The following is a 25,571-nucleotide window of genomic DNA, read 5'->3' on the forward strand; positions in this document are numbered from 1 at the left end:
CCTTCCGGCCCTCAGCGCAGCAGCGCTTCGGGAAGCATGGCGGTCATCCCGCCGTCGACGGCCAGGCAGGCGCCGTTGACGAAGGACGACTCGGGTGAGGCGAGGAAGCCCACGGCACGGGCGATGTCGGCCGGTTCGGCGAACCGACCCAGCGGCGAGGCGCGCAGCATCCGGGCGGCCTGCCCCGGATCGCTCCAGACGTGGCGGTTGCGCTCGACCGGCACGAAGCCGGGGGCGACCGCGTTGCAGCGCACCCCGCGCGGGCCGAACTCGACCGCGGCGGCCCGGGTCAGCGCGAGCAGACCCGCCTTGGCCGCGGCGTAGGCGGAGTACCCGGGCACCGCGCCGAAGGCGTGCGGGGAGGCGATGTGGACGATGGCGCCGGCGTCGGGGCCGTCCCCCGCGCCGGCCCCCTCGACCTGGCGGACGAACGCGGCGTCGAAGCGGCGCGCGGCGGTCAGCACCACCTGCAGCATCCGCTCCCACTCCGGTTCGGGCTGCCCGTCCAGCGGGGCCGGTGCGCCGCCGAACGCGGACTGCACCAGGATCCGGGCGCCGCCGGGCCCGCCCAGCTCGCCCGCCGCCTCGAACGCGGCGTCGAGGACGGCCTGGTCGGTGACGTCGCCGCGCACCGCGACAAATCCGTCCCCGTCGGCCAAGGACGGCTCGGCCAGGTCGACGGAGACCACCGCCGCCCCACGGGCCAGCAGTTCGGTGACCACGGCGGCCCCGATGCCCTGGGCCCCGCCGGTGACCACGGCGGTCCGTCCGATCAGATCACGGGGTCGAGTCGTCATGCTGCTCCGTCCAGGTGCGGCAGCGGATGCGCCTGCCAGTGGTGGTCCAGATCGATGCCGAGGCCCGCGCCCTGAGGGGGCGTCATCCAGGCCCCGTCCGCCGGCTCGGCGGGCGTGACGCTGCGCCCGCGCCAGCTCGCCTCCCCGAAGGCGAACTCGGTCTCGGCGTCCGGGCCGCAGGCGGCGGCCAGGTGCAGGCCGGCCGCGGTGGCGACCGGTCCGCTGGGGTTGTGCAGCGAGACGCGCACGCCGACGGCGCGGGCCTCGTCGGCGAGGCGCAGCGCGGCCGCGTAGCCGCCGCTGTGCTTGACGTCGGGCAGCAGCCAGCCCAGGTGCCCGCTGCGCAGCGCCGCACGGACCTGGGCGGGGCCGGTCGCGAACTCACCGCCCGCGAGCGGTGCGATCCCAGCGGCGTGCACGGCTGCCAACCCCTCGGCGTCGTCCAGGGCGACGGCGTCCTCCAGCCAGCGCAGGTCGAGCGCGGCCAGTGCCGGGGCGGCGGTCAGCACCTCGTCCAGGCCGAGCAGCAGATGCGCGTCGACCATGAGCGCGGTCGAGGGACGCAGGGCCCGCCGGACCGCGCGGGCCCTGGCCAGGCCCTCGCGCAGCCGGAGCGCGGGTGGCAGCCCGTCGAAGGGTGCGCACTTGACCGCCGTGTAGCCGGCCGCCTCGGCCGCCGCGGCGGTCCGGGCGAAGTCGTCCGGGGTGCGGGTCCGCAGGGCCCGGTTGATGTTGGCGTAGCGGTGCACCGGCCGGGCCTCCTCCGCGCCGAGGACCTGCCACAGCGGACGGCCCTGCCGGCGGGCCCGAAGGTCCGTCAGGGCCTGCTCCAGCGCGCCGCCCACGGTGGCGCGGGCGAGGGCGGGGGCGGTGGCGCGGGCGCGGGCGGTGGCGGTGGCGCGGTCGGGGTTGGAAGCGCGCCGGGGGTCGTCGCCGTCCGCATCGGTGGCCGGATCGCCGTCGCTCCGGCCCTCCCCCAGCAGCGCGATCGTCTCCTCGACCGTCGCCCCCTCGCGCAGCAGCGCGTCCACCTCGGCCCAGACCCGTCGGGCGCCAGGGCCGGCGTCCGAGGACTCCCCCAGTCCCGTACAGCCGTCGGAGGCGGTGAGTGTGACGACCCACCAGGTCGTGCGCCAGGAGACGGCCGCCCGGTGCAGCCGGAGCTGAAGCGTCTCGCTCATGCGCCGATCACCAGGTGCTCGGCTCCGCGTTCGAAGCTGAGCGGATCGCTGAAGTAGGCGTCCAGGAACGGCGCCGCGGTGGCCAGCACCAGCGAGTGCGGGCCCAGGCCCGAGTGCACCAGCCGCTGCGGAGCCTGTTCGCCGAGCTGGCTGTGCCGGGCCAGTTCGCGCCGGGCGTCGGGCAGGAACTCCGGGGTCAGCAGCGGGCCTCCGGCCAGCACCACCAGCTCCGGATTGACCAGGTCCAGCAGGGTCGCGGCGGCCCGGCCGACATAGCGGGCCCGGCGGCGCAGCAGGGTGGCGACCGCGTGGTCGCCCTCGCCGGCCCGTCGGACCAGGTCTTCGATCTCCTCGCCCTCGGTCGCGGCACCGGCGGCCCGGGCCAGGCCCAGCACCGCGCTGTCGGTGGCCACCGCCTGCAGGCAGTCGGTGCGCCCGCAGTCGCAGCGCACCCCCCGCGCGCCGGCCACCGGCAGGTGTGTCAGGGTGCCGGCCGCGGAACGCGGACCCCGGTGGATCTGCCGGTCCAGCACCAGGGCGCTGCCGACGACATTGCCGATGAACAGCTCTATCGCGCTGTCGACCCGCGTCGCCGCGCCGTACCAGGACTCGGCCAGCGCCATCGCCCGCACCGTCCCCTCCAGGCGCAGCGGCAGGTCCAGCGCCGCGGTGAGCAGGGTGCCCAGCGGCACGTCGCGCCAGCCCAGCGGCTGGTGCTCCACGACCGTGCCGTGGTCGGTGTCCACCCAGCCGCCGACGCCGACCCCCACGCCGAGCACCCGGCGCCCACCGCCCAGCTCCCCGATCAACTGCTCGACGCCGAGGGCCGCCTGGGCGACCAGCTGCGCCGGCTCGTGCGAGTGGTGCTGGTGCACGGCCTGGCCGAGCACGCTGCCGCGCGGATCGACCAGGCCGACGGTGGTGCGGAGCAGCCCGATGTGCACGCCCACCACGGCGTTGCGCGCCGTCGGCAGGTCCAGCGGGACCCGTGGGCGCCCGCTCTCGGCCGGGCCGAGCACCCCGGGCAGCTCGTCGAGCATCCCGGCCGAGGTCAGACGGGCCGTCAGCCGGGTGACTGTTCCCGCGGACAGGCCGGTGAGCTCGGCGATCCGGGTGCGCGGCTGGGGGCCGTGCGCCAGCACCGTCCGCATGATCGAGGCGACATTGCGACGGCCGACATCGCGGGGTTGGGCTGCCGTGGCAGTCCGGGGCGCCGGTTCTCCGGTGGCGGGCCGCGCTGTCATCGCTCGCTCCTTGCGGTACGGGGGTGGATCACGATCACGATCACCATCAGGATCGGGATCACGATCAGGATCGCGGTTGAGGACGCTCAGGATTCCAGAGCCGTCCCACCGACCTCGCTGACGGGTCGTGAGGTGGAACCCCCGGTCACGACGGCCTGCTCCCGCTGCTCGTCGGCGGTCCGCTCCAGGTCCGCACCGGTGGTGGCGAAGAAGGGGAAGGCCAGCAGGACCGCCGCGCACACCAGGTAGGCCAGCGAGAACAGCGCCACCGAGTGCAGGCTCCAGGCGCTGATCACGGTGGGTCCGAAGCCCGCGGTGACGGCGATCGCGAGCCGTCCCGAGGCCTGGGTGAAGCCGGTTCCCACGCCGCGCAGCGCGGTCGGGAAGAGCTCGGTGGACCAGATCCAGGCCAGCGTGCCCGGACCGATCCAGGTGAAGAAGGTGAAGGCCAGCCAGCTGACGAAGACCACCGTGTGGTTCCCGGTACCGCCCCAGGCCAGCAGTTGGGTGAAGGCGAGCGCGCCCAGGGCGGTGGCGACGCCGAACCAGCGGCGGTCGACCCGGTCGACGACGAGCGACCCGAGGGCCACCGCGCCCAGGCCCACCAGGAATCCGTACAGGGTGAACTGCATGGCCTGGGACTTGTCCAGGCCGGCCGCGGTCAGGAACAGCGGCCCGGCGATGGTGCTGACGCCCCCGCCCAGTCCGTTGGCGGCGAAGAACAGCCCGAAGGCGAGCGCGCGGGTGCGGTACGGGCGAGCGAGCAGCGCACGGTAGCCGCGGGGACCCGTCGCGGGGGCGATGTGAGCGGGCTTCTCCAGGCCTAGCCGGGCGTAGACGGCGTCGGCCTCAGCCTGCCGCCCCTGGGCCTGCAGCCAGCGCGGGGACTCCGGCAGCAACTGGCGGGCGACCAGCACCAGCAGGGCGGGGACGGCGGCGAGGCCGAAGAGCCAGCGCCAGGCGTCCGGGTTCCCCTGCAGCCCGATGGCGACCGCCGCCGAGGTGATCGCGCCGAGCAGCCACATCGCGTTGGGCAGCGAGCCGGCGAAGCGACCGCGGCGCTTGGCCGGGGCGACCTCGGCCAGGAAGGAGGAGCTGGTGGGGATGTCCATCCCCACGCCGATGCCGATGAACAGCCGGGCCACCACCAGCTCCGGCACATTGGTGACAAAGGCCGACGCCAGGGCGAACACCACGAACAGGACCAGGTTGATGACGAAGATGGCGCGCCGTCCGAAACGGTCCGTCAGATCACCGAAGACCAGCGCGCCTATCGCTGCGCCGATGAAGCTCGCCGCGCCCAGCACCCCCTTGTCGGTGGCGGTGAGGGCGAACGCCGGCGTCAGGAAGACCAGAGCAGTGCTCATCACGAGCAGGTCGTAGCCGTCGACGAACTCGCCGAAGGCCACCAGTGGAGGCGCGAGTCTGCGCACGGTGCGGGCGGAGACCCGCGAGGTCGGGACCGGGGAAGTCATGAACGCTCCTGGCAGGGAAGGGCACGGGGTTAATTTCGTACCGAAAGTTAGCCAGGCGCGGCAGCGCGGACAAGACCTCCGGGCCCCTCGGACCCTCCTCCGCAGGAAGATTCACGCGGCGCAACACTCCCGCAAAGCTCCGGGCACGGCACCGCTCACGGCGACTCCTGACCGAAGAGCGCGGCGATCCGGCGCTGCCAGGCCGCCAGCACCCGGGGCGGACGAGCGGACGAGTGGTTCCACCCGCCGCCCCTTGCGCCGTTCCGCGACCGGTCGTTCGCGGCGGTGCTCCGACTCACCGAGCGGCGCTGGAGGGCCTTGCCCTGGTGTCCGGCCGGGTGCTCGACGTGAGCGGGGACCCCCGGAACGCGATGGGTCTCCCCGTGCAGCAGATCCCGCAGCCGACGTTCGCCTGCCATGTCTCATCACTCCTCGGGTGTACGACGTGCGTGGCGACCCACGCCCCTATCACCGATAGAGGGACTCTAGCACTGATAGAGTCAGGCCGGGAGGTGTTCGAGATGGCGCTGGACCGACAACGGATCGTCGACGAGGCCGTGGCACTGCTGGACGCCGAAGGCCTCGACGGCCTGACGACACGTAAGCTCGCCGCACGGCTCGGCGTGCAGTCACCGACCCTCTACTGGCACCTGCCCAACAAGGCGGCGCTGGTGACCGCGCTCGCCGAGGCCATCCTCGATCAGGAGTTCCCCGAGCTGACACCACCGGGCCCGGAAGAACCCTGGCAGGACTGGCTCAGCGAACTTGCCGGACGGCTGCGCCGTGCACTGCTGGCCCACCCGGACGGCGCCCGCGTCCTGTCAGCGGCCCAGCTCTGTCGCAAGATGGCCGCGATCTCCGAACTGGCCATGAGCACGCTGGTGGCCCGAGGCGTGCCGTTGCGTCAGGCCCGGGTGATCGTACTGACGGTGGAACGCTTCACCTTCGGCCACGTCCTCGAGGAGCAGGCCCCCCGCCCGGACGCCGACGCGGACGCCATGAAGGACTTCGACATGGCCGCATTCACCGAGCAGCATCCGACGCTCGTGTCCGGCATCGCCGAATACTTCCAATCCGACCGCACCGTCGACGACCTGTTCCACGACTGCCTCGCCGTGGTGATCGAGGGCGCGGCAGCCAAGGCCGGCACGGTGTCGTGACCGGCCGCTCGCCCCAAACCGATTGTCAGACGAGGTCAGGCCGTGCCACCCTCCCGCTATGGAGCAGGACCAACCCCTCGTTCGCGACGTCTTCCCCGACCTCGTTGCCGAGTTGACCGCTCTCCTGGAAGGGGAAGGAGAAGGTTGGCTGGCCATCTGCGTGCGGGATGTCCGCCTGGTCGGGAAATGCAGATGCACTGACGACTTCTGCCAGAGCATCCGAACAGCGGATCACCCACAAGGACAGCCCTATGGCCCAGGACATCGCTGCGTGCCGCTCATGCCCGAGGAAGGCATGCTGAACCTGGACGTCCTGGACGGCCGGATCATGTTCATCGAAGTACTCGACCGGGCACCCATGCACAACCGCATGTCCTGCACGGCCAGCGACGTGAAAACCGACGCATGAGCGAGGACGGCGAGTTGTTCAGCGACCTACTGGCGCGGTGGGAGGAGAGGTGGCAGGCGATGCCACCCGACGCGCACAAGCTCCGTGTAGAACACGCTGAGCGCTGGGTCCGGTTCCACAGCCTGCCAGACTCAAAGCGCTAGGCACAGGATGAGGCCGAGCACAGAGTCGTACTGGAGCGCCACAACACGGTGCTGGACGAACTGTTCGCAGGGCAGGACGTCTGCGTGATCACCAACGGATGGTCCTGTCCGGGCGATGCCGCAGTACGGTCAGACGACCAGCGTCGACTCCACCCCGGCAGCGAACTGTGGACATCCTCTCTCACCAACGAGCCCGATCCGGAGTACCGGGTCTTCCAGCACTCCTACATCAGCTGCATCCGTTGGCAGACAGCATGCATTGACCCGCTGCTTCGCTCGGTCGCAGACAACGTATCAGCAGGTGTGATCATCACCGACACAAATCTCGGCCAGCTCTACCACCCCTACGACGGCGGCGCAGACGTGATCCTCGCGAACAGCTCCAGCCGGGACGCCATGCGCGAACGCCACAGCGACTGGCTGTCCAAGCACCCACAAGGACTCTGACGCCTTCCGCCGGTCCTCCAAAAGGCGTGTGATGTCGCAGAAGGACTGGACGGCTGATCCGTTCCAGACGGCCCGCAGTTCCGCGATACACCTGGAGATGCGGGACATCTACGGCGTCGCCGGTGAGGCCGAGCGGTTCGCCCTGTGGCAGAAGACCGGTCGGCGGGATCCCGAACGGGACGCTGCAGCCCGAGCGGGATGGATGACGACGGTGAGGCACGGAAGGCCAGCTGATCGATGTCGACCGGCGTCAGAGGTCCTTCAGGACGCGGTCGAGGGCGGCGCGGCCTGCGGGGCCCCAGTTCGGTTTGCCGCCAGGTAGGCCGCGGTCGCCGTTCTGGCCCATGAGCATCAGGAACAGGCTCTTCATGGCGGCCAGTCCGCGCGCCCGTCGGACCGTTGCCTCGTCCGCCTGGGCATAGGTGTCGAAGAACCGTGCGGCACCGCCCGCGGGGAGGAGCAGCCAGGCGGCGGCGAGGTCCCAGGCCGGGTCGCCGGCGAAGACGTCGCCGAAGTCGACGATCCCTGCCAGTGTCCCGTCCGCGACGACGACGTTCGCGGGATGCAGGTCGCCGTGCACCCAGACCCGCGGGCCCGGCCACTCGGGGGCCGCGACCGCGTCGTCCCACACCGCCCGGATGTCGTCGGCCACGACAGGGCCCAGGTCCACGGCCCGTAGGAAGTTCTCGAAGCCCTCCGTGCACGTCCTGGGGTGACCGCCGCGGTCCAGGGCGTCCGGGGCCTCGGCGGGTGCCTCCATGTGCAGCGCCTTGAGGAAAGCCGCCAGGACGTCGGTCGCGTGGTCGCCGCGGGTGATCGAAGCGTGATCCAACGGTGTGCCCTCGACCCAGGTCATGACGGTCCAGATCTTGGGGAAGCGCTCGGACGGCGCACCGTCCCGCACCGGGACCGGGATCGGCAGCGGCAGGCGCGGGGCCAGGGTCGGCAGCCACCGGCGCTCCTTGAGCTGTGGCTCCGGGCTGGCGTCCATCCGCTGCACCCGGACCGCCAACTCCTCGCCGAGGCGCCACATCTGGTTGCCCCAACCGCCCGCCACCTCGCGGATGGGCAGCGCCGCCAGGTCCGGATGCTGTTCCCGCAGCAGCTCGCGTACCAGATCCTCGCCGATCTCAATCCCGGATTCGATCATGCGCAGTCACAGTACCCGAGGCAGGCGGAGGCGACGAGTGGCGGCGCTTGGAAGGTCAGTTGACGGGCTTTCGGGCGACGCCGCAGTAGATGCCGACGCGCTCCGCGCCCTCGTCCGGGGTCTCGGTGGGCCTCCAGAGCGGGACGGTGACCACGCCGGGGTCGACCAGGTCCAGGCCGTCGAAGAAGCGGGTGACCTCGGCGCGGGGGCGGCCCACCAGCGGGGCGGTGGCCTTGTCGTAGACGCTGATGATGCTGTCGCGGACCTCCGGTGACACGAAGTCGGCGGTGCCGTGGGAGAGGATCAGCAGGCTGCCGGGGACCAGCGCGCTCAGCAGTTCGGCGACCACGGCGTGCGGCTTGTCCTCGTCGCGCAGGAAGTGCAGCACCGCGACCAGGACCAGCGCGACCGGGCGGTCGAAGTCCAGGTGGGCGAGGAGCCTGGGGTCGGCCAGGATCGCCGCCGGGTCGCGCAGGTCGGCCTGAAGGACGGTGGTGGGGCCGTTTCCCAGGTCCGCCATCAGCGCGCGGGCGTGCGCCAACACGATGGGGTCGTTGTCGACGTAGGCCACCCGCGCGGAGGGGGTGACCTGTTGCGCGATCTGATGGGTGTTGCCGGCGGTGGGGATCCCGGTGCCGATGTCCAGGAACTGGTCGATGCCCTGCTCCGCGGCGAAGCGCACCGCACGCTGCAGGAAGCTCCGGTTGGCGCGGGCGGTGCTGCGGAACTCGGGGTTGGCGGCGACGGCCCGCTCCGCGGCCTCACGGTCGGCCGGGAAGTTGTCCTTTCCGCCCAAGTAGTAGTCGTACATCCGGCTCGGGTGCGGGATGTCCATCTGCAGATCGGCGGACGGCAACGGACCGGGTTCTCCGGTGCCCTTCATCCAGTCGGTCTCGCGCGCCACGGAGTCTCCAAGCGGTCATCTATACGTCGGGAACCACCCTAGAACGATCGACGGCGAAAGGAACGGGGATTCCTCGGGCTCACAGCCGACGGACCGTCAGACAGTAGTCTTGCCAGGCATGTCGACAGGATCAGGAACCCCACGGCTACGACTACGACGTTGGAGAAGCGGTGTCGATCCGGCCGGGGAGGCCGGCGCACGATGGAACCCGTCCTGGCCCGGCGGGGACGGTCAGGACGACCCACCGCGCAGTCTGACGGATCTTCAGGAATGGCTCGATCTCGCGGGGATTCCCCGTGGGACATGGGGTGTTGGCGTCAGCAAGTCCGTGGACGACCTGTGGAGCGAGGTCGCGTCGGGTGAGACCGTCCTCTCGAAGAGTCCGCCACTCCGTCAGATCGCAGCCGTCAGCGTGATCATCCAGGTCGGCGGCAGGAGGCTCGTCGAGGCCAGGCAGCTGATGGCCAACGGCAGTGTGCGCGAGCGGAACTCACCGCCCGCCGAGAAGATGCTGCCGGGCGAGACCCCCGCCGATGCCGCACGGAGGTGTCTGGCCGAGGAGCTCGGAGTGGACGAATCGAGGGTCACCCTCGACCTGGCGCGCGCCAAAGTGGCCACCAGGAGGACCGAATCGCCGTCCTACCCCGGTCTGACCACCAGCTACCGGCTCTGGACGATCCCGGCCGAGGTGTCCGGCCTCCCAGCAGCCGACTTCACCACGGATGAAGCCTTCGGCGACAAGCACGCGGCGGTGAGCACGCACTACTGGGAATGGCGCCGGGCCACCGGACGCATCTGGCGGCTGTGGCGATAGCAAGAACTTGAAATAGCCCTCAACTTATGCCTAAAGTTGAGGGCAGTTTCAAGTTATCTGCTGCGCCCGTCCCGCCTCCACGGCGGGAGGATGCGCACGCCCAAACCCCTTTACGGAGTTGCGTCATGGCGACACTGCTGCACATCGACTCGTCCGCGTTCGCGGGCCAGGCGTCCACCTCGCGGGCCGTCACCGCGGCCTTCCGGCGCGCCTGGCTGGAGGAGAACCCGGGCGGCGAGGTGATCTACCGGGACCTGGCCGCCGAGCCGGTCCCGCACATCACCGCGGACGCCCACACCGCCGGGTCGCTCGACCCGGCGCAGCACACCGCGGAGCAGGCTCGGGCCTTCGCCGAACGCCTGGCCCTGATAGCGGAGTTGGAGGCGGCCGACGCGGTGGTCATCGGCGCGCCGATGTACAACTTCGCGGTGCCCTCCACTCTCAAGGCCTGGCTGGACCAGGTGATCCTGATGGGCCGCACCGCCGGATCGCCGGAGTCGAAGGTGGCGGGCACTCCGGTGACGGTGGTGACCAGCCGCGGCGGCTCCTACTCCCCCGGCACGCCGCGGGCGCCGCACGAGCACGTGCTGAACTACCTGGAGTCGGCGCTGACCGTGATCCTCGCGATGGAGCCGACCTTCATCGTCGCGGACCTGACGCTGGCCGCCGACATCCCGGACCTGCAGCACCTCGTCCCGCTCGGCGAGCAGTCGCGGGCCGACGCGTTCGAGGCCGCCGAGAAGGCGGCCCGCGCCGCGTAGCGAGGCACGCGAGGGGCGACGGCACCGGCGAGTGCTCAGCCGGCCAGCGGGTGGTTGTCGGGGCGGGCGCGCAGGCCCTCGAAGAGCAGAGCGAGGACGCGGCGGCGGCCGGCGTCGTCCCCGGCACGGACGAGGTCGCCGTTGACCTGGAAGAAGCGGGCGATGTCGTCCATCAGGACGTCCTGGCGCAGGGCCCCCTCCGCGCGGGCACCGGCGGCCAGTTCGGTGGCGAAGGCCAGGGACCGGTCGCAGACCGCCTTCAACGCGGGGGCGTTGGGGTAGAGGCGGGAGAACGCGTCGTTGAACGCCGGGTCGTCGGCCTGTCCCTGGCAGATCGACCCGACGTAGGCCAGCAGCTTCTCCCACGCGCCGCCGGCCGTGCCGTCCGCGGTGGCCATCGCCGCGCGCACCCGCCGGTCGGCGAGTTCGTTGACGACCTGGTCCAGCAGGGCGTCGCGGCTGCCGAAGCGGTTGTAGATCGTGCCGATGCTCACCCCCGCCCGCTTCGCGATCGTCTCCAACGGCGCGTCGAGCCCGTGCTCGGAGAAGGCGTCCGCCGCGGCCTGGCGCAGCTTCTCGACGTTGCGGCGGGCGTCGGCGCGCAGCGGCGGCGACTGGGGTGCCTCGGGCACAGCGCTCACCTCTCCCGGGTCGAGGACGGCTAAGTTGACGATGCCTTCAGCTTATACGCCCGCCGGGCCCCCGCTACGCGCCGAACTACGCCTTGGCCTTGGCGCCGCCGAACTCCTCGCCCGCCTTCAGCGGACGGAAGCGCAGCGCGGACCACACCTCGTCGACGGCGACCTGGCTGACCGGGCGCAGGCCGAAGTCGGCGAGGATGGGCCACAGGCTGTCGCGGTTGACGTCGGTGCGGTTCGCCTTCGGGTAGGCCACCCAGAGGACGGCCCGGGTGGTGAGCGCCCTCTCGTCCTTGACGAACGCCGCGCGCACCGAGGCCGCGTCGTCCGCGAACACCACGGCTGCGTCCGCCTCCCCCGGTGACTCCGTCACCTCGGCGCCCTCGGGCAGTGCGCCCAGGAGGCCGGCGCGGTCGGGGTGCGACACCCACACGGCGTTGCCCGGCTTGATGACGAGCTTCTCTGCGACGGTCTTGGCGGCCATGGTCAGTTCTCCGGTTCGGTTCCCGGGCATCAGGCTAGTCGGTTCGGGGCGAAGTGGACTACGTGAGGGTGTGCGACTACGTGAGGGTGTACAGGGTGCTGTCGGCGGTGAGGAAGGCGTACTCGCCGTAGGCGGCGAGGTAGCAGGTGGCGGATTGGGGGGCGGCGAAGCGCCAGGTGCAGGAGCCGGTGGCGGCGTCCAGGGCGTAGAGGGTGTTCCGGGCGTCGAGGGCGTACAGGGTGTTCGCGCTCGCGGCCATGGTCACCGAGGCTGTGCCGGTGTCCCCGCCGTCGATCTGCACGAACGGCTGCTCGCCCTTGACGGTCCACTGCACGCCGCCGTCACTGGGCCGGATGCCGTAGAGGGCGTTGCCTGCGGCCGCGAACAGGCGGCCGGTGCCGGAGGCCAGCACCCGGCCGGGGCCGCTCTGGCCCAGGGGGACGGTCGCGACCAGGTCCTTGCCGGTGGCGCGGTCCAGGACGTGCAGGCCGTTGGCCACGACGTAGAGCTTCGAGCCCGCCGCCGCGTACATGGTCGTCCGTTCGCCCATCGGGGCCAGGCCCGCCAGGGTGCGCTGCCACTTCTTGGCGCCTGCGGCGTAGGCGCCGATCCGCAGGGCGTCGCGACCGCCCACGGCGATCACCACGGAGTCGGAGTCGCCGGGCAGGATCGCTCCGTAGTCCGGGCTCCACCGGACCGAGCTGGTGCTGTGGGTGCCGGCGTCCACCGCCCAGATCAGGCTGCCCCGCTGGCCCCTGCTGTCGAAACCGGAGACGTAGAGGACGCCGGCCTGCTTGCCCTGCACGCCTGCCAGGGCCTGATCGGAATCGCTCGCGGCCACCTTCCAGCGCAGCGAGCCGTTGTCCGTGTCGATGGCCTGGAGCTCCGGGCTTCCGCTGCCCGTCGAGCCGGTGAGGTAGACGGTGCGGCCGTCGAAGTACGGGACTCCCGAGCCGCCGTCGGCGCTGAGGGCGACGTCGTGCGCCCACAGTCGGGTGCTGTCGGCCGGGGCCAGCGCCCGGTAGCCGTTGCCGGACAGGCCGACCACGACGGTGCCGGAGCCCGCAGCGACGCTGCCGGTCAGGCCGGCGAACGTCGTATGCCACAGCGGCTTCCGCTGCGGAGCATCGGCCAGGGCGACGACGGCGCTCCGGCTCCGGGACGCGGACGGCGTGCCGGAGCCTTTCGCCGAGTCGCTGCTCCCGGACTGCTTGCCGTCGCTCGACAGCGCGTAGGCGACGGCGCCCCCGCCCGCCACGACGGCGCCTCCGAGCAGGCCGAGTACGGCCCGGCGCGGGAGGCCCCGCGGCTGCGGCGCGAGTATCGCGGCGGGCGCGGGCGAAGGGGCCGTCGGCAGCGTTGCCGACTGCTGCGTCGAAGTCTGTCCCGCGGGTGTGGCCGGGGCACCGGCCGACCCGAAGCCCAACCGCGGGTCGACGCCGGACGCCGCCGGGACGGACGCCGCCGGGACGGTCACCGCCGTCGCCGGTGCCTCGAACTGCCTGCTGCCGGTGAGCACCCCCGACTCCGCCACGATGTCGGCCATCACCTCGGCCGGCAGCCAGGCCCCGGCCACATCCGCGGGGTCGGCGGCGAGCAGGGAGACCAACTGGTCCGGGGACGGCCGCCCGGACGGCTCCTTGGCCAGGCAGGCGTGGACGATCTCGCGGAGCGCGTCGGGCAGCCCGGCGAGTTCCGGTTCCTGGCTGACGACCCGGTAGAGCAGGGCCGGGGTGGGACCGGCGCCGAACGGGCCGGTGCCCAGGCCCGCGAAGGCCAGGGTCGCGCCCAGCGCGAAGACGTCGGTGGCGGGGACCACCGTGGCGCCGGTGGCCTGCTCCGGGGAGAGGAAGCCGGGGGAACCGACCACGAGGCCGGCGGAGGTGAGGGCGCTGGTCTCGGTCGAGCGGCTGATGCCGAAGTCGATGACGTGCGGACCGTCGGCGGCGAGCATGACGTTGCTGGGCTTGAGGTCGCGGTGGATCACCCCGGCCCGGTGGATGTCCTGGAGTGCCTCGGCGAGGCCGGTGCCGAGCACCCGGAGCACCTGCTCGGGCAGCGGTCCATGTCTGCGCACGGCCGCGCTGAGCGCCACGCCGGCGACGAACGCCGTTGCCAGCCACGGCAGTTCGGCATCCGGGTCGGCGTCGACGAGCTGGGCGGTGAAGGGGCCGGAGACCGCACGGGCGGCCTGCACCTCGCGGCGGAACCGGGCCCGGAACTCCTCGTCGGCCGTGAACTCCCGGCGCACCACCTTGACCGCGACCGTGCGGCCGCCCGCCGAACGCCCCAGGTAGACGGAGCCCATGCCGCCGTCGCCGAGCCGCCCCAGCAGTCGGTACGGGCCCACCTGCTGCGGGTCTGTGCTGCCGAGCGGTTGCATGAAGGTGGCTCCCCGTGGTGATCGATGCGCACTGCCGATCGCCGTAGATTAGTCCACGGCGGCTCCGGCCGACGTCGGAGCGGACCGGCCGGGCATGACGTTCCACCACCCTTCGGTGGCGCCGGGGGTGCTGGTGAAGTCGTAGCGCACGGTGCCGTGGCCCAGTGCGAGCAGGGTGGTGGAGACCGTTCCGGCGACGCGGCCGCCGACCTCCTGACGGACCACCAGGGCGCGCGGGTCGTCCGGGTCCAGGCCGTCGCCGTCGACCAGCGGGAGCCAGGCGCCCCAGGCCTCCGCCGTCGCGCCGGACCCCGGCGCGGGGCGCGGGGCGGCGGCCAGCAGCGGCACGAAGTGGGCGATCCTCGCCCGGATGGCGCCGGCGTCGGGGCCCGGTCCCGCCGGCAGCGGCGGCTCCAGTCCTGCCAGCCCGAGGTTGGTCACCATGTGCAGCCCCGGTCCCAGCGGGCGGTCGGCGAACGTCGTACCGTCCCAGCTGAGCAGCCGGACCTCGTCCAGGGTGGCGCAGATGAGGTGGAACGGGTCGTAGCGGGCGGTGTCGAGCTCACCGAGGCTGCCGTCGGCCGCGAACCGCAGTGGCAGTTCGCCGCGCGAGAGCCGGTCCTGCTCCGGGGCCGGTCGCCCGAAGCCGTTGAGCACGCAGCCCGCCCGGGGCACGCCGGGGTCCACCGCCAGCCAGGTCCCGCCCGCGAGCAGGTCCTGGCCGCCGACCAGTCGGGGGCGGTCCGGCCAGTGGTGCCCGGGCGGCACCGACTTCCGGTCGTGGAACTCGTCGCGGACGCCCGCCAGCAGGATCGGGAACGGGGCCGCCGGGTCGATGCTGATCACCGCAGTGCACATGACGCCATTTCAGCACTGTGTCGTGCAGCAGAGCTGTTCGGGGTACGACACGGAGCAGACCGGAGCAGGCCGGAGCGGACCGGAGTAGCCCGGGAGCGGACCGTATGGAGCAGACGGGTACACCCGTCGGGGTTGAACGTCAGGTCGGCCCGGGGCTTCGGGCGCCGCCGGCCGTAGCGTCGGGGCGGGAGCGGGACGAGAGGATCGAGGGACGAGTGTCGGACAGTCAGGACGCCCTGCCGGCGGCGTCGGCGGCCTCGGAGGCGCTCACCGAGGAGCGCAGGCTCCGGCGCGATCTGGGCTTCTGGGGCCTGACGGCGATCGGGTTCTCCAACATCATCGGCTCGGGCTGGCTGTTCGCCGCGATGTACGCGGCGCAGACCGCCGGTCCCGCGTCGATCCTGGCCTGGCTGGCGGCCGGGGTGCTGTGCATGCTGGTCGCCCTGGTGATGGTGGAGCTGGGGGTGTCCCGGCCGGAGGGCGGCGGCACGGTGCGCTGGCCGCTGTTCGCCAGCGGACGGCTGGTGGGGACGCTGATCGGCTGGTCCACGCTGCTGTCCGTGGGCGGGACCGCCGCCGAGATCAGCGCGATCATGCAGTACGCCGGGCACTACCTCCCCTGGGTCTACCACGACGGGAGCCTCACCGGCCGGGGGCTGGCCGTGGCGCTGGGGCTGAGCGTGGTGCTCACCGCGCTCAACTGGTTCGGGGTCAGGCTCTTCGCCCGGTTCAACAACCTGGTGTCGGTCTTCAAGGTCGTCGTACCGGTGCTCACCGTGATCGCGCTGTTCGCCTCCGGCTTCCAGTCCGGACGGCTGACCGACGCCGCCCACGGCGGCTTCGCGCCCTACGGCTACCCGGCGGTGCTCAGCGCGCTGGCCGGCGGCGGCATCGTCTACTCGCTCAACGGCTTCCAGGCCCCGCTGGACTTCTCCGGCGAGGCCCGCAACCCCCGCCGCACCATGCCCGGCTCGGTGCTGGGCGGCATCGGGCTGGCCCTGGTGCTGTATCTGGCGCTCCAGTTCGCCTTCCTGTTCACCGTTCCGGAGCGGTTGCTGGGCCACGGCTGGTCGGGGGTCAGCTTCGACTCGCCGTTCGGCCAGCTGGCGCTGATCCTCAACCTGCAGTGGGTGTCCAGCCTGCTCTACGTGGACGCGGTGGTCTCCCCCGGCGGCTCGGCCTACGTCGGGGTGGCCATCGACGCCCGGCACACCTACGCGCTGGCCAAGAACGGCACCCTGCCGCGCTACTTCATGCGGGTCAGCGGGCAGCACGGCATCCCGCACCGGGCGCTGCTGCTCAACCTCGCGGTGATCGTGGTGTTCCTGCTGCCGTTCAGCGGCTGGCAGCAGATCGTCAGCGTGATGGGCGACATGTACCTGCTGATCTACGCCGCGTCAGCGGTGGCGGTCGCCGTCTTCCAGGGCCGCCCGGACGGGCGGCTGCGCGGCTGGGTACCCGGGCTGACCTGGATCGCGCCGCTGAGCTTCGTGGTGGCCAGCGAGTTCGTGTACTGGTCCGGCTGGCACGATCTGCGGTTGGCGCTGCCGCTGGTGCTGGCCGGGCTGTTGGTCTTCCTGCTGCTGCGGCCCCAGCAGGAGGCCGGACGGAACCCCGGACACCGCACCGGGCCCTCGCTCGGCAGTGAACTGCTCAGCGGCTCCTGGCTGGTGGTGTACCTGCTGGCGTTGACGCTGCTGTCCTGGCTGGGCTCGTTCAAGGGCTCCGGCCACATCTCCGCGCCCTATGACTCGATCATCGTCGCGCTGGTGGCGGCGGCGGTGTTCGTCTGGGCGGTGCGGGCCGGACGGCGCCTGCCGCCGCCCTGAGCCCGTCCTGCAACGGCGGGGGCCCGGCGCCACGTCCATGGCGCCGGGCCCCTCCGTCAGTGCGGTCAGTCCGTGCGGTCAGTCAGTACGGTCAGTCCGTGCCGGACTCCATCGCCGCGCGGTTCAGCGCCTCGTCGTCGCCGGACCCCTCGCCACCGGCGGCGATGGCCTCGGCGCCGCCCTGCGGCATGGCGCCGATCAGGCCGGTCGCGGCCGCCTGGGCAGCACCGACGGCGGGGTTGGCGGTGCCGATCAGGCCGAGGCCGGCGTACTGCTCCAGCTTGGCGCGCGAGTCGGCGATGTCCAGGTTGCGCATGGTGAGCTGGCCGATCCGGTCCACCGGGCCGAAGGCCGCGTCCTCGGTGCGCTCCATGGAGAGCTTGTCCGGGTGGTAGCTGAAGGCCGGGCCGGTGGTGTCGAGGATCGAGTAGTCCTCGCCGCGCCGCAGCCGCAGGGTGACCTCGCCGGTGATGGCCGCGCCGACCCAGCGCTGCAGCGACTCACGCACCATCAGCGCCTGCGGGTCCAGCCAGCGGCCCTCGTACATCAGCCGGCCCAGGCGGCGTCCCTCGTTGTGGTACTGGGCGACGGTGTCCTCGTTGTGGATCGCGTTGACCAGCCGCTCGTAGGCCGCGTGCAGCAGGGCCATGCCGGGCGCCTCGTAGATGCCGCGGCTCTTGGCCTCGATGATCCGGTTCTCGATCTGGTCGGACATGCCCAGGCCGTGCCGGCCGCCGATGGCGTTGGCCGCCATCACCAGGTCGACCGGGGAGGCGAAGGTCTCCCCGTTGATGGTCACCGGGCGGCCCTGCTCGAAGCCGATCGCCACGTCCTCGGTGGCGATCTCGACCGAGGGGTCCCAGAACCGGACGCCCATGATCGGCTCGACCGTCTCCACGCCGGTGTCCAGCTGCTCCAGGGTCTTCGCCTCGTGGGTGGCGCCCCAGATGTTGGCGTCGGTGGAGTAGGCCTTCTCGGTGCTGTCGCGGTAGGGCAGGTCGTGGGCCAGCAGCCACTCCGACATCTCCTTGCGGCCGCCGAGCTCGGTCACGAAGTCCGCGTCCAGCCAGGGCTTGTAGATCCGCAGGTGGGGGTTGGCCAGCAGGCCGTAGCGGTAGAACCGCTCGATGTCGTTGCCCTTGAAGGTCGAGCCGTCGCCCCAGATCTGCACGCCGTCCCCGAGCATCGCCCGTACCAGCAGGGTGCCGGTGACGGCGCGGCCGAGCGGGGTGGTGTTGAAGTAGGCGCGCCCGCCCGAGCGGATGTGGAACGCCCCGCAGCTGAGCGCGGCCAGCCCCTCCTCGACCAGCGCCGCGCGGCAGTCCACCACACGGGCGATCTCGGCACCGTAGGCCTTGGCACGGCCGGGCACCGAGGCGATGTCGGGCTCGTCGTACTGGCCGATGTCGGCGGTGTAGCTGCACGGGACGGCACCCTTGTCGCGCATCCAAGCGACCGCGACCGAGGTGTCGAGGCCACCGGAGAAGGCGATGCCGACGCGCTCGCCGACGGGAAGGGAAGTAAGGACCTTAGACATAGGAATATTATGCATAAACGCGCATGGTCATGCAACGACGTTCACCCGGACGGCGTCAGCCCAGCACGTCGAGCGGCAGGTGGGCGGTGACCACCCAGTTCGGGGTGTCCACGATCTCGGAGATCTTGAGGTCGCCGCTGACGCTGGCCAGCAGGTAGGCGTCCTCCGGGGCGAGCCCACTGCGGGCGACCACCAGGTCGACCAGCGCCCTGGTCGCGTCCCGGGAAGCCCGCATCAGGTCCGGTCCGATGCCGGTGGTCGCCAGGGCGCGGCCGGTGCGGTGGGAGCGGGCGTCGGTCTCGACCACCGGCGTGCGCGGCGCCGCGTCGCGGAGCAGGTCGACCCGGATCCGGACCGTGGCGTCCGTCTCGATGCCGGTTCCGGCGACCTCTCCGTCGCCCATCGCGGCATGGGCGTCGCCCAGCGAGAGCAGCGCACCCTCCACGCCGACCGGCAGGATCAGCCGCGAACCGGGGCCGAGGTGGCGGATGTCCATGTTCCCGCCCCAGCGGCGCGGCGGGATCATGCCGTGCGGGCCCGGCTCCGGCGGGGCGACCCCGATGGTGCCCAGCATCGGGGCGAGCGGGATCGTCAGGCCCGGGAGCAGTTCGGCGGAGCCTTCGGTGATCTTGGAGATCCGCAGGTGCGGCGCGGTGAAGTCGTCCGCCAGCAGTCCGAAGCCCGGGATGCAGGCGGTCCAGCCCCAGCTGCCGACGGCGATGTCCAGGATGTCCACCACCAGGGCGTCGCCGGGCCGGGCCGAGGCGACGGCGAAGGGCCCGGTGACCGGGTTGAGCCGGCTGAAGTCGAGCGCTTCGAGGTCCCGGGGCGCCGAGCCGGGGTTGAGCTGCCCGCCGCTGGCCTCGGCGGTGTCCACCACCAGTTCCTCACCTGGCGTCAGTTCGGCCAGCGGGGGCAGGTTCCGGTCCCAGCTGGTGTGGGTGCGGGTGCGCTCGAAGTGCATGGCAGCGGTCCTCCATGGCCGGTTCGACGGACGATTCGGTTGAGTCAGCGGACGTGGGTGAGTACCGCGGTGCCGCCGACGCGGACCAGCGGACCCGACGGCCCGGGCTCCGCGCCGGCGGTGATGCTGGCAGTGATGGTGGCGGGGGCACCGAGGGTATCGCCCATGTCGACGGTGACGGAGTCGGCGCCCTGCCCGGTCGCCAGGTGCGCCATCAAGCAGGCGGTGCTGTTGGCGTTGGCGATGTCCTCGGGCACCCCGATCGAGGGCGCGAACATCCGGGCCGCCGCCCGGCCCTCGGCGGTCGGCACCGAGTGGACGTAGCAGCCCAGCAGGCCGAGGCGGTCGCAGGCCGCCCGCAGCCGGTCGGTGTCGGGGGCCAGCGCGGCCAGCGCGGACCGGGTGCGCAGCGGGACCAGCAGCCGCGGGCGGCCCACCGAGGCGATGGTGCAGGCACCGTCGCCGAGCAGGTCCGGGGTGACGCCCAGGGCGTCCAGGACCGGGGCGGTCTCCTCGGCTGCGGGTCGGCGCAGCTGGACCGGGCCCGGGTCGAAGTCGGCCCGGTACCGGGCCCCGCCCTCCCTGTCCCCGCCCTCCCGGACGGCGCGGCCGTCGAAGGCCCGTCCCGAGGCGCTCAGGGAGACCCGGTACTCCTCGGCCCCGCTGCGCTCGGCGAGCAGGGCGAGGGCCGCGACGGTGCCGTGGCCGCAGGCCGGCAACTCCCCCTCGGCGGTGAAGAAACGCAGCGAGGCGGTGGGACGGCCGCGACCGTCCTCGCCGGTGGTGACGAAGACGGCGTGCGAGGTCCCCAGCGTCACCGGCACCCGCCGGCGCTGCTCCTCGCTGAGCGGGGCGTCGTCCAGGACCGCGGTCGGGCTGCCGCCGCGCCCGTCGCGCAGGCAGGCGTTCACGACGTTGACCGGCGGCAGGTGGTCCCGGTCCATCAGCGGCCGCGCAGGGGTGCGGTGTCGGTCACGCGGGCGAGCCTACCCCTCGGTCACTCCGCTGACTCCTGTCCCTGGGCCGGCGGGTCGCCGGCCACTTGGCGTGAGCGGTTTCCGTCGACGCCGACCGGGACCTCGCCGGCGAGCAGCACCCGGTGCATGATCCGCGGGGCGTCGAGGTGCTCGGTGTCAGCGGGGGCCAGGTGGATGGTGGCGCGGTTGTCCCAGAACGCGACGCTGCCCGGTTCCCAGCGGAAGCGGACGGTGTACTCGGGCCGGGTGGCCTGCTCCAGGAACAGTTCCAGCAGCGGGCGGCTCTCGATCCGGGACACCCCCGCGATCCGCTCGACGTAGTAGCCGTTGACGAAGAGCAGGCGCTCGCCGGTCTGCGGATGCACCCGCACCAGCGGATGGACCGACACCACCGGACGGTCCTGCAGCTTCTGCAGGTAGGGATCCTTGCCCGGGAGCGGCAGGTAGCCCACGCCGTGCCGGTGCTCGGCCCACAGGCCGTCGGCGAACCGGCGCAGCGGTTCGGACATGCCCGTGTAGGCGGCGGCCAGGTTGGACCAGGTGGTGTCGCCGCCGTAGGGCGGTACGTCCTCGGCGCGCAGGATGGTCGCGGCCGGCGGGTCGATCCTGGCGGTGAGGTCGCTGTGCCAGCCGCGCAGCGCGGTGTGCCGGCGCCGGTCCAGCCAGTCGGCGCGCTCCTGGCCGAAGCGCCCGGCCAGTTCCCTGCGGTCCGCGGTGGTCTCGATGTACGGGAAGTCCGCGGGCGAGGCGCTGCCCCGCGACTGCGGGGAGACTAGGGCGCCGAAGCGGCGGGCGAAGGCGATGTGCGCGGCGTGGTCCAGTTTCTGCTCCCGGAAGAACAGCACCTTCCACCGGTGCAGCGCCGATGTGATCCCGGCGACGGTCTCGGCGTCCAGCGGTCCGGCCAGGTCGACGCCGGCGACCTCCGCCCCGATGTGGCCTGCGGCCGGGCGTACGTCCAGTTCCCCTGTGCGGTGCGTGCTCACTCGCCCTCCTCGCGGTCGGTGTCCTGTTCCTTCGACTGATGATCAGTCTGGCAGGGCGTCAGGCCGCGGTCAGGCGTGGCAGGTGGGCAGCCCGCCGTGGTACTCGACCATCTCCCGGAAGGAGCCGAGGATGTCGATCGGAGCGCCCGGTGCGGCGCCCTCCGCCTCCAGCCGGGCGCGGTGCAGGTTGGACACCAGCCGCTCGGAGTCCAACAGATCGGCGAAACCGCCCAGGTCGGCGTCCTTCGCCGCCTGGAGCGGGGTCAGTCCAGCGGCCCTCGCCTCGGTGTCGAGCTGCTGGATCCAGGCGAAGTAGGCCCGGTTGGCGTCGATGAGTCCGGGGCCGCCCACCGCGCCGTGCCCCGGCACGACCACCCGCGGGTGCAGTCCGGCGAGCTGGTCCAGGGCGCGCAGCGAGCCTTCGACCGAGCCCATCAGCGCGTACGGGGTCACCCCGGACATCACCACGTCCCCGGTGAACAGCACGCCCCGGTCCGGGATCCAGACCACGGTGTCGTTGGTGGTGTGCGCCGGGCCCACGTGGATCAGCTCGACCCGGAGCCCGCCCAGGTGCAGCGTGAGCGTGTCGCGGAAGGTGAGGGCCGGCAGTCGGACCGACACCGCGCCCCAGTCGACGCCGGGCCACAGGCCCTGCAGTCCGAGCCCCGCCTCGGCGCTCTCCTGCCGGGTCCGCTCGTGGGCGACGACGGTGGTGCCGGGTCCGAACAGCGAGTTGCCGAAGGTGTGGTCGCTGTGGTGATGGGTGTTCACCAGCACCTCGGGCTCCTCCGGCGCGACGGTGGCGAGCGCCTGGCGCAGCAGCAGGGCGCGCCGTTCGGTGGCCGCGGTGTCGACCAGTGCGGCGCGGCCCTCGTCCACCAGGACGCCGGCGTTGTTGAGGCACCAGCCGCCGTCCGGCTGGATGTGGGCGAAGACGCCCTCGGCGACCTCCTCCAGCCTGGGGCGGGCCGGTTCGGGGCGGTCCGCCTCGGCTCGGGTCGGTCCGGTCGGACGGATGGTCACCATGGTGGTCGGCCTCCCTAGCGGGGCTGGGTCCGGAGCCGGGTCCGGGTCCGGGACGGGATCCAGCGTGCCGGGGGCCGGTTCAGGCGGGCTGGAGGGCCGGTCCACCGCTGCTCTGCAGGCCGGTTGGACCCAGTCTCCAGCTCGCTCTGGAACGGTCGGAGGCATTCGCGGCCCGCGCCCGGCGGCTCGCGGCCCCGTACGGAGGACGCCCATGTCACCGACCCTGCACGCGGCCGGAGCGCCGGCCACCGCCGAGACCTACGCCGAGCTGCAGGCCCTGTACGCCCGCCAGGCCTGGCAGTTGGACGGCGCCGAGGCGGACGCCTTCGTGGCGACGTTCACCGAGGACGCGGCGTTCGCCCATGTCTCCAGCGGTGAGGTGCTGGAGGGCCGGGCCGCCATCGCCGCCGCGCTGGGCCGCACTGCGACGGCCCGTCGGGGCGCGGTGTACCGGCACTGGTTCAGCCAGTTGCGGGTGGAGACCACGGTCGATCCGGACACCGTCCGCGCCTGGTACTACGCCATCGTCAGCGTCACCGACGCCACCGGCGCGGTGACCTGGGATCCGAGCTGCGTGGTCGAGGACGTGCTGGTGCGACGCGACGGCGAGTGGCTGACCAGCCACCGGATCGTCCGCAGGGACGACCTGCTGCTGCGCTGAGGCCGGCCCCGGGCCTGAAAGCCCGTCAGTGCCGGCGCCCGCCCGGTACCGCGGCCAGCAGTTCGCGGGTGTACTCATGGACCGGCTCGGCGAAGACCCGCTCGGTCGGGCCGGTCTCCACCAGCCGTCCGTCCCTCAACACCGCCACCCGGTCGCAGAGTTGGCGGGCGACGGCCAGATCGTGGGTGATGAAGAGGTAGCCCAGGCCGAGCTCCTTGCGCAGTTCGGCCAGCAGTTCCAGGATCTGCGCCTGCACCGAGACGTCCAGCGCGGACACCGGCTCGTCGCAGACCAACAGGTCGGGGCGGAGCGCCAGCGCCCTGGCGATGGCCACCCGTTGGCGCTGGCCGCCGGAGAGCTCGGCCGGGCGCCGTTCCAGGAACCGTGCGGGCAGTGCCACCAGGTCCAGCAGCCGGGCGGCCTCGGCACGGCGCTCGGCGCGGTCGCCGATCCGGAAGGCGCGCAGCGGCTCCTCGACGATCCTGCGGACGGTGAAGCGGGGGTCCAGCGAGGCGAACGGGTTCTGGTAGACCAGTTGCATCCGGCGTCTACTGTCCCGCAGTTGCCGGGAAGTCAGCGAGGCCAGGTCGACGCCATCGAGGCGGACCGTGCCCGCGGTGGGGCGGTCCAGCCGGAGTACCAGGCGGGCCGTGGTGGACTTGCCCGAGCCGGATTCGCCGACCAGCGCGAGCGCCTCGCCGCGGGCGAGGGTGAAGTCCAGGCCGTCGACCGCACGCAGGGTCCGGCCCCGGCCCGATCCCCTGGGCAGGTCGAAGTCCCGGGTCAGGCCCGAGACTTCGAGCAGCGGCGGGGCCGCGCCGTCGGTTCGGTCCGCTGTGGTGGCGGCGGCCTTGGCGGCGTCCGCCGGAGCCGTGCCGATGCCGGTACCGGCACTCGGGCTCCAGCGCGGGGCTGCGGCCATCAGTCGGCGGGTGTACGGGTGCACCGGCCGGTCCAGGACCTGTGCGGTGACGCCGGTCTCGACCACCTGCCCCTCGGACATCACCACCACCCGGTCGGCCCGGTCCGCCGCCACCCCCAGGTCGTGGGTGATCAGCAGCAGGGCGATGCCCCGGTCCCGGGTCAGCGCCTCCAGGTGGTCCAGTACCCGGCGCTGCACGGTGACGTCCAGGCCGCTGGTCGGCTCGTCCGCGACCACCAGGTCGGGTCCGGCGACCAGGGCCATGGCGATCAGCACCCGCTGCCGCATCCCGCCGGAGAGCTGGTGCGGGTACTGCAGGGCGCGGGCGGCCGGTTCGGGCACCCCCGCGCTGGCCAGCGCCTCGACGGCCTCGGCGTGCGCCTCCCGGCCCCGGGCGATCCGGTGGATCCTGAGCACCTCGGCGATCTGGTCGCCGACCCGCTGCACCGGGTTGAGCGCGACCCCGGGGTCCTGCGGGACGAAGCCGATGGCGCGTCCGCGCAGCGGCCGCAGCGCGCCGTCGCCGAGCGCGGCCAGGTCCTGGCCGCGGAACAGCACCCGTCCGCCGGCGATCCGTGCGGTGTGCGGGAGCAGCCGGGTGACCGCCAGGGCCGTGGTGCTCTTGCCCGAGCCGGACTCCCCCACCACGGCGACCGTCTCGCCCCGGGCCACGGTGAGGTCGACCCCGTCCACGGCGGTGACCGCGCCGCCGGTGCCGGTGTAGTCCACCCGCAGCCCGCGGACCTCCAACAGCGTTCCCCGGTCCGGTTCCTGCGCCATCCCCGCCCCCGCTCGATCGCTCGCTCGCTCGCTGTGGCGCCGGTGCTCCGGCCGGGACGACGGTAACAGCGGTGGAGCAGCCGCCGGGAGCCCCGGACGGTGCGCCACCAGCGGTTCTGGACCGTGCCTCCAGCCCCGACTGCGAGTCTGCCTGCTGCGGAGGTGCGTCCTCGCGGGCGCCCGCGTCCCTGGTCAGACAGCGGAAGGACAGCCCGAGGTGACTGCACATCAGACAAGGAACGCCCTGGTGACCGGTGCCACCAGCGGCATCGGCCTGGCGATCGTCAGGCAGCTGGCGGAGGAGGGCCACCGGGTCTTCCTGAGCGCTAGGACCGAGGCGGACGTGGAGCGCACCGTCAAGGAGCTCCGCGGCCTGGGGTCGGAGGGTCCGGGGCTGGAGGTGGACGGGACCGCCGCCGACGTCCGTTCCGCCGAGGACGTGACCCGGCTGGTGGCGGCCGCGACCGAGCGGTTCGGTCCGATCGACGTCCTGGTCAACAACGCGGGCCGGAGCGGGGGCGGCCCGACCGCGACGCTCAGCGACGAGGTGTGGTTCGACGTCGTGGACACCAATCTGCACAGCGTCTTCCGGGTCACCCGGGAGGTGCTGTCCGCCGGCGGCCTGGCCGGGCGTCCGTGGGGACGGATCGTCAACATCGCCTCCACGGCCGGGAAGCAGGGCGTGGTGCTGGCCGCCCCCTACTCGGCGTCCAAGCACGGGGTGGTCGGCTTCACCAAGGCCCTGGGGCTGGAGCTGGCTCGCAGCGGGGTGACCGTGAACGCGGTGTGCCCCGGCTTCGTGGAGACCCCGATGGCGGGACGGGTCCGCCAAGGCTACGCGGAGCTGTGGGGGACGACAGAGGAGTCGGTGCTGGAGACCTTCGAGGCCAAGATCCCGCTGGGCCGCTACACCACCTCGGAGGAGGTCGCCGGGCTGGTCGGCTACCTGGTCACCGACGCCGCGGCGGCCATCACCGCCCAGGCGATCAACGTCTGCGGGGGGTTGGGCAACTTCTGAGCGCCGGAGCACCGATGCGAACG

The 25,571-nt window shown here is 72.7% G+C and carries 25 protein-coding genes and 1 pseudogene; 9 read left to right on the forward strand and 17 right to left on the reverse strand.

Annotation, left to right across the window (positions count from 1 at the left end; translation table 11 throughout):
- Positions 1–11: 11 nt before the first annotated feature.
- The 5 genes from IF29_RS41785 to IF29_RS0111800 form a co-directional block, all read right to left on the reverse strand.
- On the reverse strand, positions 12–797 hold the full coding sequence (locus IF29_RS41785) for an SDR family NAD(P)-dependent oxidoreductase (RefSeq protein WP_051725196.1): 786 nt from the start codon (positions 795–797) through the stop codon (positions 12–14).
- A complete protein-coding gene (locus tag IF29_RS0111785; RefSeq protein WP_030253165.1) occupies positions 794–1,978 on the reverse strand; it encodes an enolase C-terminal domain-like protein in 1,185 nt (394 codons plus the stop codon). Before IF29_RS0111785 ends, IF29_RS41785 begins: the two co-directional genes overlap by 4 nt.
- Positions 1,975–3,222, reverse strand: a complete 1,248-nt coding sequence (locus IF29_RS41790; RefSeq protein ID WP_051725197.1) for an ROK family protein — start codon at positions 3,220–3,222, stop codon at positions 1,975–1,977. Before IF29_RS41790 ends, IF29_RS0111785 begins: the two co-directional genes overlap by 4 nt.
- Positions 3,223–3,308: 86 nt before the next feature.
- Complete coding sequence (locus tag IF29_RS0111795) at positions 3,309–4,697, reverse strand: MFS transporter (protein ID WP_063757483.1); 1,389 nt, start codon at positions 4,695–4,697, stop codon at positions 3,309–3,311.
- 155 nt (positions 4,698–4,852) lie between these two features.
- Positions 4,853–5,116 (reverse strand): hypothetical protein, encoded by a 264-nt coding sequence (locus tag IF29_RS0111800; protein ID WP_030253168.1) that lies wholly within the window; start codon positions 5,114–5,116, stop codon positions 4,853–4,855.
- A 102-nt stretch (positions 5,117–5,218) separates the two neighbouring features.
- Between IF29_RS0111800 and IF29_RS0111805 the strand changes: the two genes are divergently transcribed.
- The 4 genes and pseudogenes from IF29_RS0111805 (at position 5,219) to IF29_RS48790 (ending at position 7,178) form a co-directional block, all read left to right on the forward strand.
- Positions 5,219–5,857, forward strand: coding sequence for a TetR/AcrR family transcriptional regulator C-terminal domain-containing protein (locus tag IF29_RS0111805; RefSeq protein WP_030253169.1), 639 nt, complete (start codon positions 5,219–5,221; stop codon positions 5,855–5,857).
- A gap of 58 nt (positions 5,858–5,915) precedes the next feature.
- The gene (locus IF29_RS45920; protein ID WP_198037409.1) at positions 5,916–6,266 is read left to right on the forward strand and encodes a hypothetical protein; all 351 of its coding nucleotides are present in this window, start codon (positions 5,916–5,918) and stop codon (positions 6,264–6,266) included.
- 161 nt (positions 6,267–6,427) lie between these two features.
- A pseudogene (locus IF29_RS41795) lies at positions 6,428–6,856 on the forward strand (DUF3885 domain-containing protein); the annotation flags it as partial.
- 97 nt (positions 6,857–6,953) lie between these two features.
- A complete protein-coding gene (locus IF29_RS48790) occupies positions 6,954–7,178 on the forward strand; it encodes a hypothetical protein (protein WP_380522722.1) in 225 nt (74 codons plus the stop codon).
- Here IF29_RS48790 and IF29_RS0111825 read toward each other — a convergent pair.
- Positions 7,107–8,006, reverse strand: a complete 900-nt coding sequence (locus IF29_RS0111825; protein WP_030253171.1) for an aminoglycoside phosphotransferase family protein — start codon at positions 8,004–8,006, stop codon at positions 7,107–7,109. The two genes, IF29_RS48790 and IF29_RS0111825, sit on opposite strands and share 72 nt — an antisense overlap.
- Positions 8,007–8,061: 55 nt before the next feature.
- Positions 8,062–8,889: an SAM-dependent methyltransferase gene (locus IF29_RS0111830; RefSeq protein WP_030253172.1), complete on the reverse strand. Its 828-nt coding sequence runs from the start codon at positions 8,887–8,889 to the stop codon at positions 8,062–8,064.
- 349 nt (positions 8,890–9,238) lie between these two features.
- Between IF29_RS0111830 and IF29_RS46815 the strand changes: the two genes are divergently transcribed.
- Together IF29_RS46815 and IF29_RS0111840 are read left to right on the forward strand one after the other, a co-directional pair.
- Entirely contained in the window at positions 9,239–9,724 is a 486-nt protein-coding gene (locus IF29_RS46815) for an NUDIX hydrolase (RefSeq protein ID WP_030253173.1), read from the forward strand.
- A gap of 125 nt (positions 9,725–9,849) precedes the next feature.
- Positions 9,850–10,485 carry an FMN-dependent NADH-azoreductase gene (locus tag IF29_RS0111840; protein ID WP_030253174.1) on the forward strand — a complete coding sequence of 212 codons (636 nt, stop codon included), beginning with the start codon at positions 9,850–9,852 and terminating at the stop codon, positions 10,483–10,485.
- A 35-nt stretch (positions 10,486–10,520) separates the two neighbouring features.
- On the opposite strand, the gene IF29_RS0111845 is transcribed toward IF29_RS0111840, so the two are convergent.
- The 4 genes from IF29_RS0111845 to IF29_RS0111860 all read right to left on the reverse strand — a co-directional run bounded on the left by IF29_RS0111845 (position 10,521) and on the right by IF29_RS0111860 (position 14,848).
- Positions 10,521–11,117 (reverse strand): TetR/AcrR family transcriptional regulator, encoded by a 597-nt coding sequence (locus tag IF29_RS0111845; protein WP_051725198.1) that lies wholly within the window; start codon positions 11,115–11,117, stop codon positions 10,521–10,523.
- A gap of 85 nt (positions 11,118–11,202) precedes the next feature.
- On the reverse strand, positions 11,203–11,637 hold the full coding sequence (locus tag IF29_RS0111850; RefSeq protein ID WP_198037411.1) for a hypothetical protein: 435 nt from the start codon (positions 11,635–11,637) through the stop codon (positions 11,203–11,205).
- Positions 11,638–11,683: 46 nt separating this feature from the next.
- Positions 11,684–13,990: a protein kinase domain-containing protein gene (locus IF29_RS43430; RefSeq protein ID WP_051725199.1), complete on the reverse strand. Its 2,307-nt coding sequence runs from the start codon at positions 13,988–13,990 to the stop codon at positions 11,684–11,686.
- Between the two features lie 48 nt (positions 13,991–14,038).
- Positions 14,039–14,848, reverse strand: coding sequence for an NRDE family protein (locus IF29_RS0111860; RefSeq protein WP_051725200.1), 810 nt, complete (start codon positions 14,846–14,848; stop codon positions 14,039–14,041).
- A gap of 215 nt (positions 14,849–15,063) precedes the next feature.
- On the opposite strand from IF29_RS0111860, the gene IF29_RS0111865 reads away from it, so the two are divergent.
- Complete coding sequence (locus IF29_RS0111865) at positions 15,064–16,677, forward strand: APC family permease (protein WP_030253180.1); 1,614 nt, start codon at positions 15,064–15,066, stop codon at positions 16,675–16,677.
- A gap of 91 nt (positions 16,678–16,768) precedes the next feature.
- On the opposite strand, the gene argG is transcribed toward IF29_RS0111865, so the two are convergent.
- The 5 genes from argG to IF29_RS0111890 all read right to left on the reverse strand — a co-directional run bounded on the left by argG (position 16,769) and on the right by IF29_RS0111890 (position 22,167).
- Positions 16,769–18,214: an argininosuccinate synthase gene (gene argG, locus IF29_RS0111870; protein ID WP_030253182.1), complete on the reverse strand. Its 1,446-nt coding sequence runs from the start codon at positions 18,212–18,214 to the stop codon at positions 16,769–16,771.
- A gap of 55 nt (positions 18,215–18,269) precedes the next feature.
- Complete coding sequence (locus tag IF29_RS0111875; RefSeq protein WP_030253184.1) at positions 18,270–19,178, reverse strand: acetamidase/formamidase family protein; 909 nt, start codon at positions 19,176–19,178, stop codon at positions 18,270–18,272.
- A gap of 44 nt (positions 19,179–19,222) precedes the next feature.
- Complete coding sequence (locus IF29_RS0111880) at positions 19,223–20,122, reverse strand: PhzF family phenazine biosynthesis protein (protein WP_030253187.1); 900 nt, start codon at positions 20,120–20,122, stop codon at positions 19,223–19,225.
- A gap of 53 nt (positions 20,123–20,175) precedes the next feature.
- Positions 20,176–21,141: a TauD/TfdA dioxygenase family protein gene (locus IF29_RS0111885; RefSeq protein WP_030253189.1), complete on the reverse strand. Its 966-nt coding sequence runs from the start codon at positions 21,139–21,141 to the stop codon at positions 20,176–20,178.
- Between the two features lie 69 nt (positions 21,142–21,210).
- Positions 21,211–22,167 (reverse strand): MBL fold metallo-hydrolase, encoded by a 957-nt coding sequence (locus IF29_RS0111890; RefSeq protein ID WP_232242113.1) that lies wholly within the window; start codon positions 22,165–22,167, stop codon positions 21,211–21,213.
- A gap of 211 nt (positions 22,168–22,378) precedes the next feature.
- Between IF29_RS0111890 and IF29_RS0111895 the strand changes: the two genes are divergently transcribed.
- Complete coding sequence (locus IF29_RS0111895; protein ID WP_051725201.1) at positions 22,379–22,828, forward strand: nuclear transport factor 2 family protein; 450 nt, start codon at positions 22,379–22,381, stop codon at positions 22,826–22,828.
- 25 nt (positions 22,829–22,853) lie between these two features.
- Here IF29_RS0111895 and IF29_RS0111900 read toward each other — a convergent pair whose 3' ends face one another.
- Entirely contained in the window at positions 22,854–24,530 is a 1,677-nt protein-coding gene (locus tag IF29_RS0111900; protein ID WP_037594951.1) for a dipeptide ABC transporter ATP-binding protein, read from the reverse strand.
- A gap of 217 nt (positions 24,531–24,747) precedes the next feature.
- Here IF29_RS0111900 and IF29_RS0111905 point away from each other — a divergent pair, with 217 nt between their 5' ends.
- Positions 24,748–25,548 carry an SDR family NAD(P)-dependent oxidoreductase gene (locus IF29_RS0111905; protein WP_030253197.1) on the forward strand — a complete coding sequence of 267 codons (801 nt, stop codon included), beginning with the start codon at positions 24,748–24,750 and terminating at the stop codon, positions 25,546–25,548.
- Positions 25,549–25,571: the final 23 nt, after the last annotated feature.

Origin of the sequence: Streptacidiphilus jeojiense (genome assembly GCF_000719095.1) — a bacterium.
Classification (GTDB): Bacteria; Actinomycetota; Actinomycetes; order Streptomycetales; family Streptomycetaceae; genus Streptacidiphilus; species Streptacidiphilus jeojiensis.

What these genes read in the sequence shown, in the direction of transcription:
- IF29_RS41785 (WP_051725196.1), bottom strand. Translation starts at nt 797, where the DNA reads ATGACGACTCGACCCCGTGATCTGATCGGACGGACCGCCGTGGTCACC.
- IF29_RS0111785 (WP_030253165.1), bottom strand. Translation starts at nt 1,978, where the DNA reads ATGAGCGAGACGCTTCAGCTCCGGCTGCACCGGGCGGCCGTCTCCTGG.
- IF29_RS41790 (WP_051725197.1), bottom strand. Translation starts at nt 3,222, where the DNA reads ATGACAGCGCGGCCCGCCACCGGAGAACCGGCGCCCCGGACTGCCACG.
- IF29_RS0111795 (WP_063757483.1), bottom strand. Translation starts at nt 4,697, where the DNA reads ATGACTTCCCCGGTCCCGACCTCGCGGGTCTCCGCCCGCACCGTGCGC.
- IF29_RS0111800 (WP_030253168.1), bottom strand. Translation starts at nt 5,116, where the DNA reads ATGGCAGGCGAACGTCGGCTGCGGGATCTGCTGCACGGGGAGACCCAT.
- IF29_RS0111805 (WP_030253169.1), top strand. Translation starts at nt 5,219, where the DNA reads ATGGCGCTGGACCGACAACGGATCGTCGACGAGGCCGTGGCACTGCTG.
- IF29_RS45920 (WP_198037409.1), top strand. Translation starts at nt 5,916, where the DNA reads ATGGAGCAGGACCAACCCCTCGTTCGCGACGTCTTCCCCGACCTCGTT.
- IF29_RS48790 (WP_380522722.1), top strand. Translation starts at nt 6,954, where the DNA reads ATGCGGGACATCTACGGCGTCGCCGGTGAGGCCGAGCGGTTCGCCCTG.
- IF29_RS0111825 (WP_030253171.1), bottom strand. Translation starts at nt 8,006, where the DNA reads ATGATCGAATCCGGGATTGAGATCGGCGAGGATCTGGTACGCGAGCTG.
- IF29_RS0111830 (WP_030253172.1), bottom strand. Translation starts at nt 8,889, where the DNA reads ATGAAGGGCACCGGAGAACCCGGTCCGTTGCCGTCCGCCGATCTGCAG.
- IF29_RS0111840 (WP_030253174.1), top strand. Translation starts at nt 9,850, where the DNA reads ATGGCGACACTGCTGCACATCGACTCGTCCGCGTTCGCGGGCCAGGCG.
- IF29_RS0111850 (WP_198037411.1), bottom strand. Translation starts at nt 11,637, where the DNA reads ATGCCCGGGAACCGAACCGGAGAACTGACCATGGCCGCCAAGACCGTC.
- IF29_RS43430 (WP_051725199.1), bottom strand. Translation starts at nt 13,990, where the DNA reads ATGCAACCGCTCGGCAGCACAGACCCGCAGCAGGTGGGCCCGTACCGA.
- IF29_RS0111860 (WP_051725200.1), bottom strand. Translation starts at nt 14,848, where the DNA reads ATGTGCACTGCGGTGATCAGCATCGACCCGGCGGCCCCGTTCCCGATC.
- argG (WP_030253182.1), bottom strand. Translation starts at nt 18,214, where the DNA reads ATGTCTAAGGTCCTTACTTCCCTTCCCGTCGGCGAGCGCGTCGGCATC.
- IF29_RS0111875 (WP_030253184.1), bottom strand. Translation starts at nt 19,178, where the DNA reads ATGCACTTCGAGCGCACCCGCACCCACACCAGCTGGGACCGGAACCTG.
- IF29_RS0111880 (WP_030253187.1), bottom strand. Translation starts at nt 20,122, where the DNA reads ATGGACCGGGACCACCTGCCGCCGGTCAACGTCGTGAACGCCTGCCTG.
- IF29_RS0111890 (WP_232242113.1), bottom strand. Translation starts at nt 22,167, where the DNA reads ATGGTGACCATCCGTCCGACCGGACCGACCCGAGCCGAGGCGGACCGC.
- IF29_RS0111895 (WP_051725201.1), top strand. Translation starts at nt 22,379, where the DNA reads ATGTCACCGACCCTGCACGCGGCCGGAGCGCCGGCCACCGCCGAGACC.
- IF29_RS0111900 (WP_037594951.1), bottom strand. Translation starts at nt 24,530, where the DNA reads ATGGCGCAGGAACCGGACCGGGGAACGCTGTTGGAGGTCCGCGGGCTG.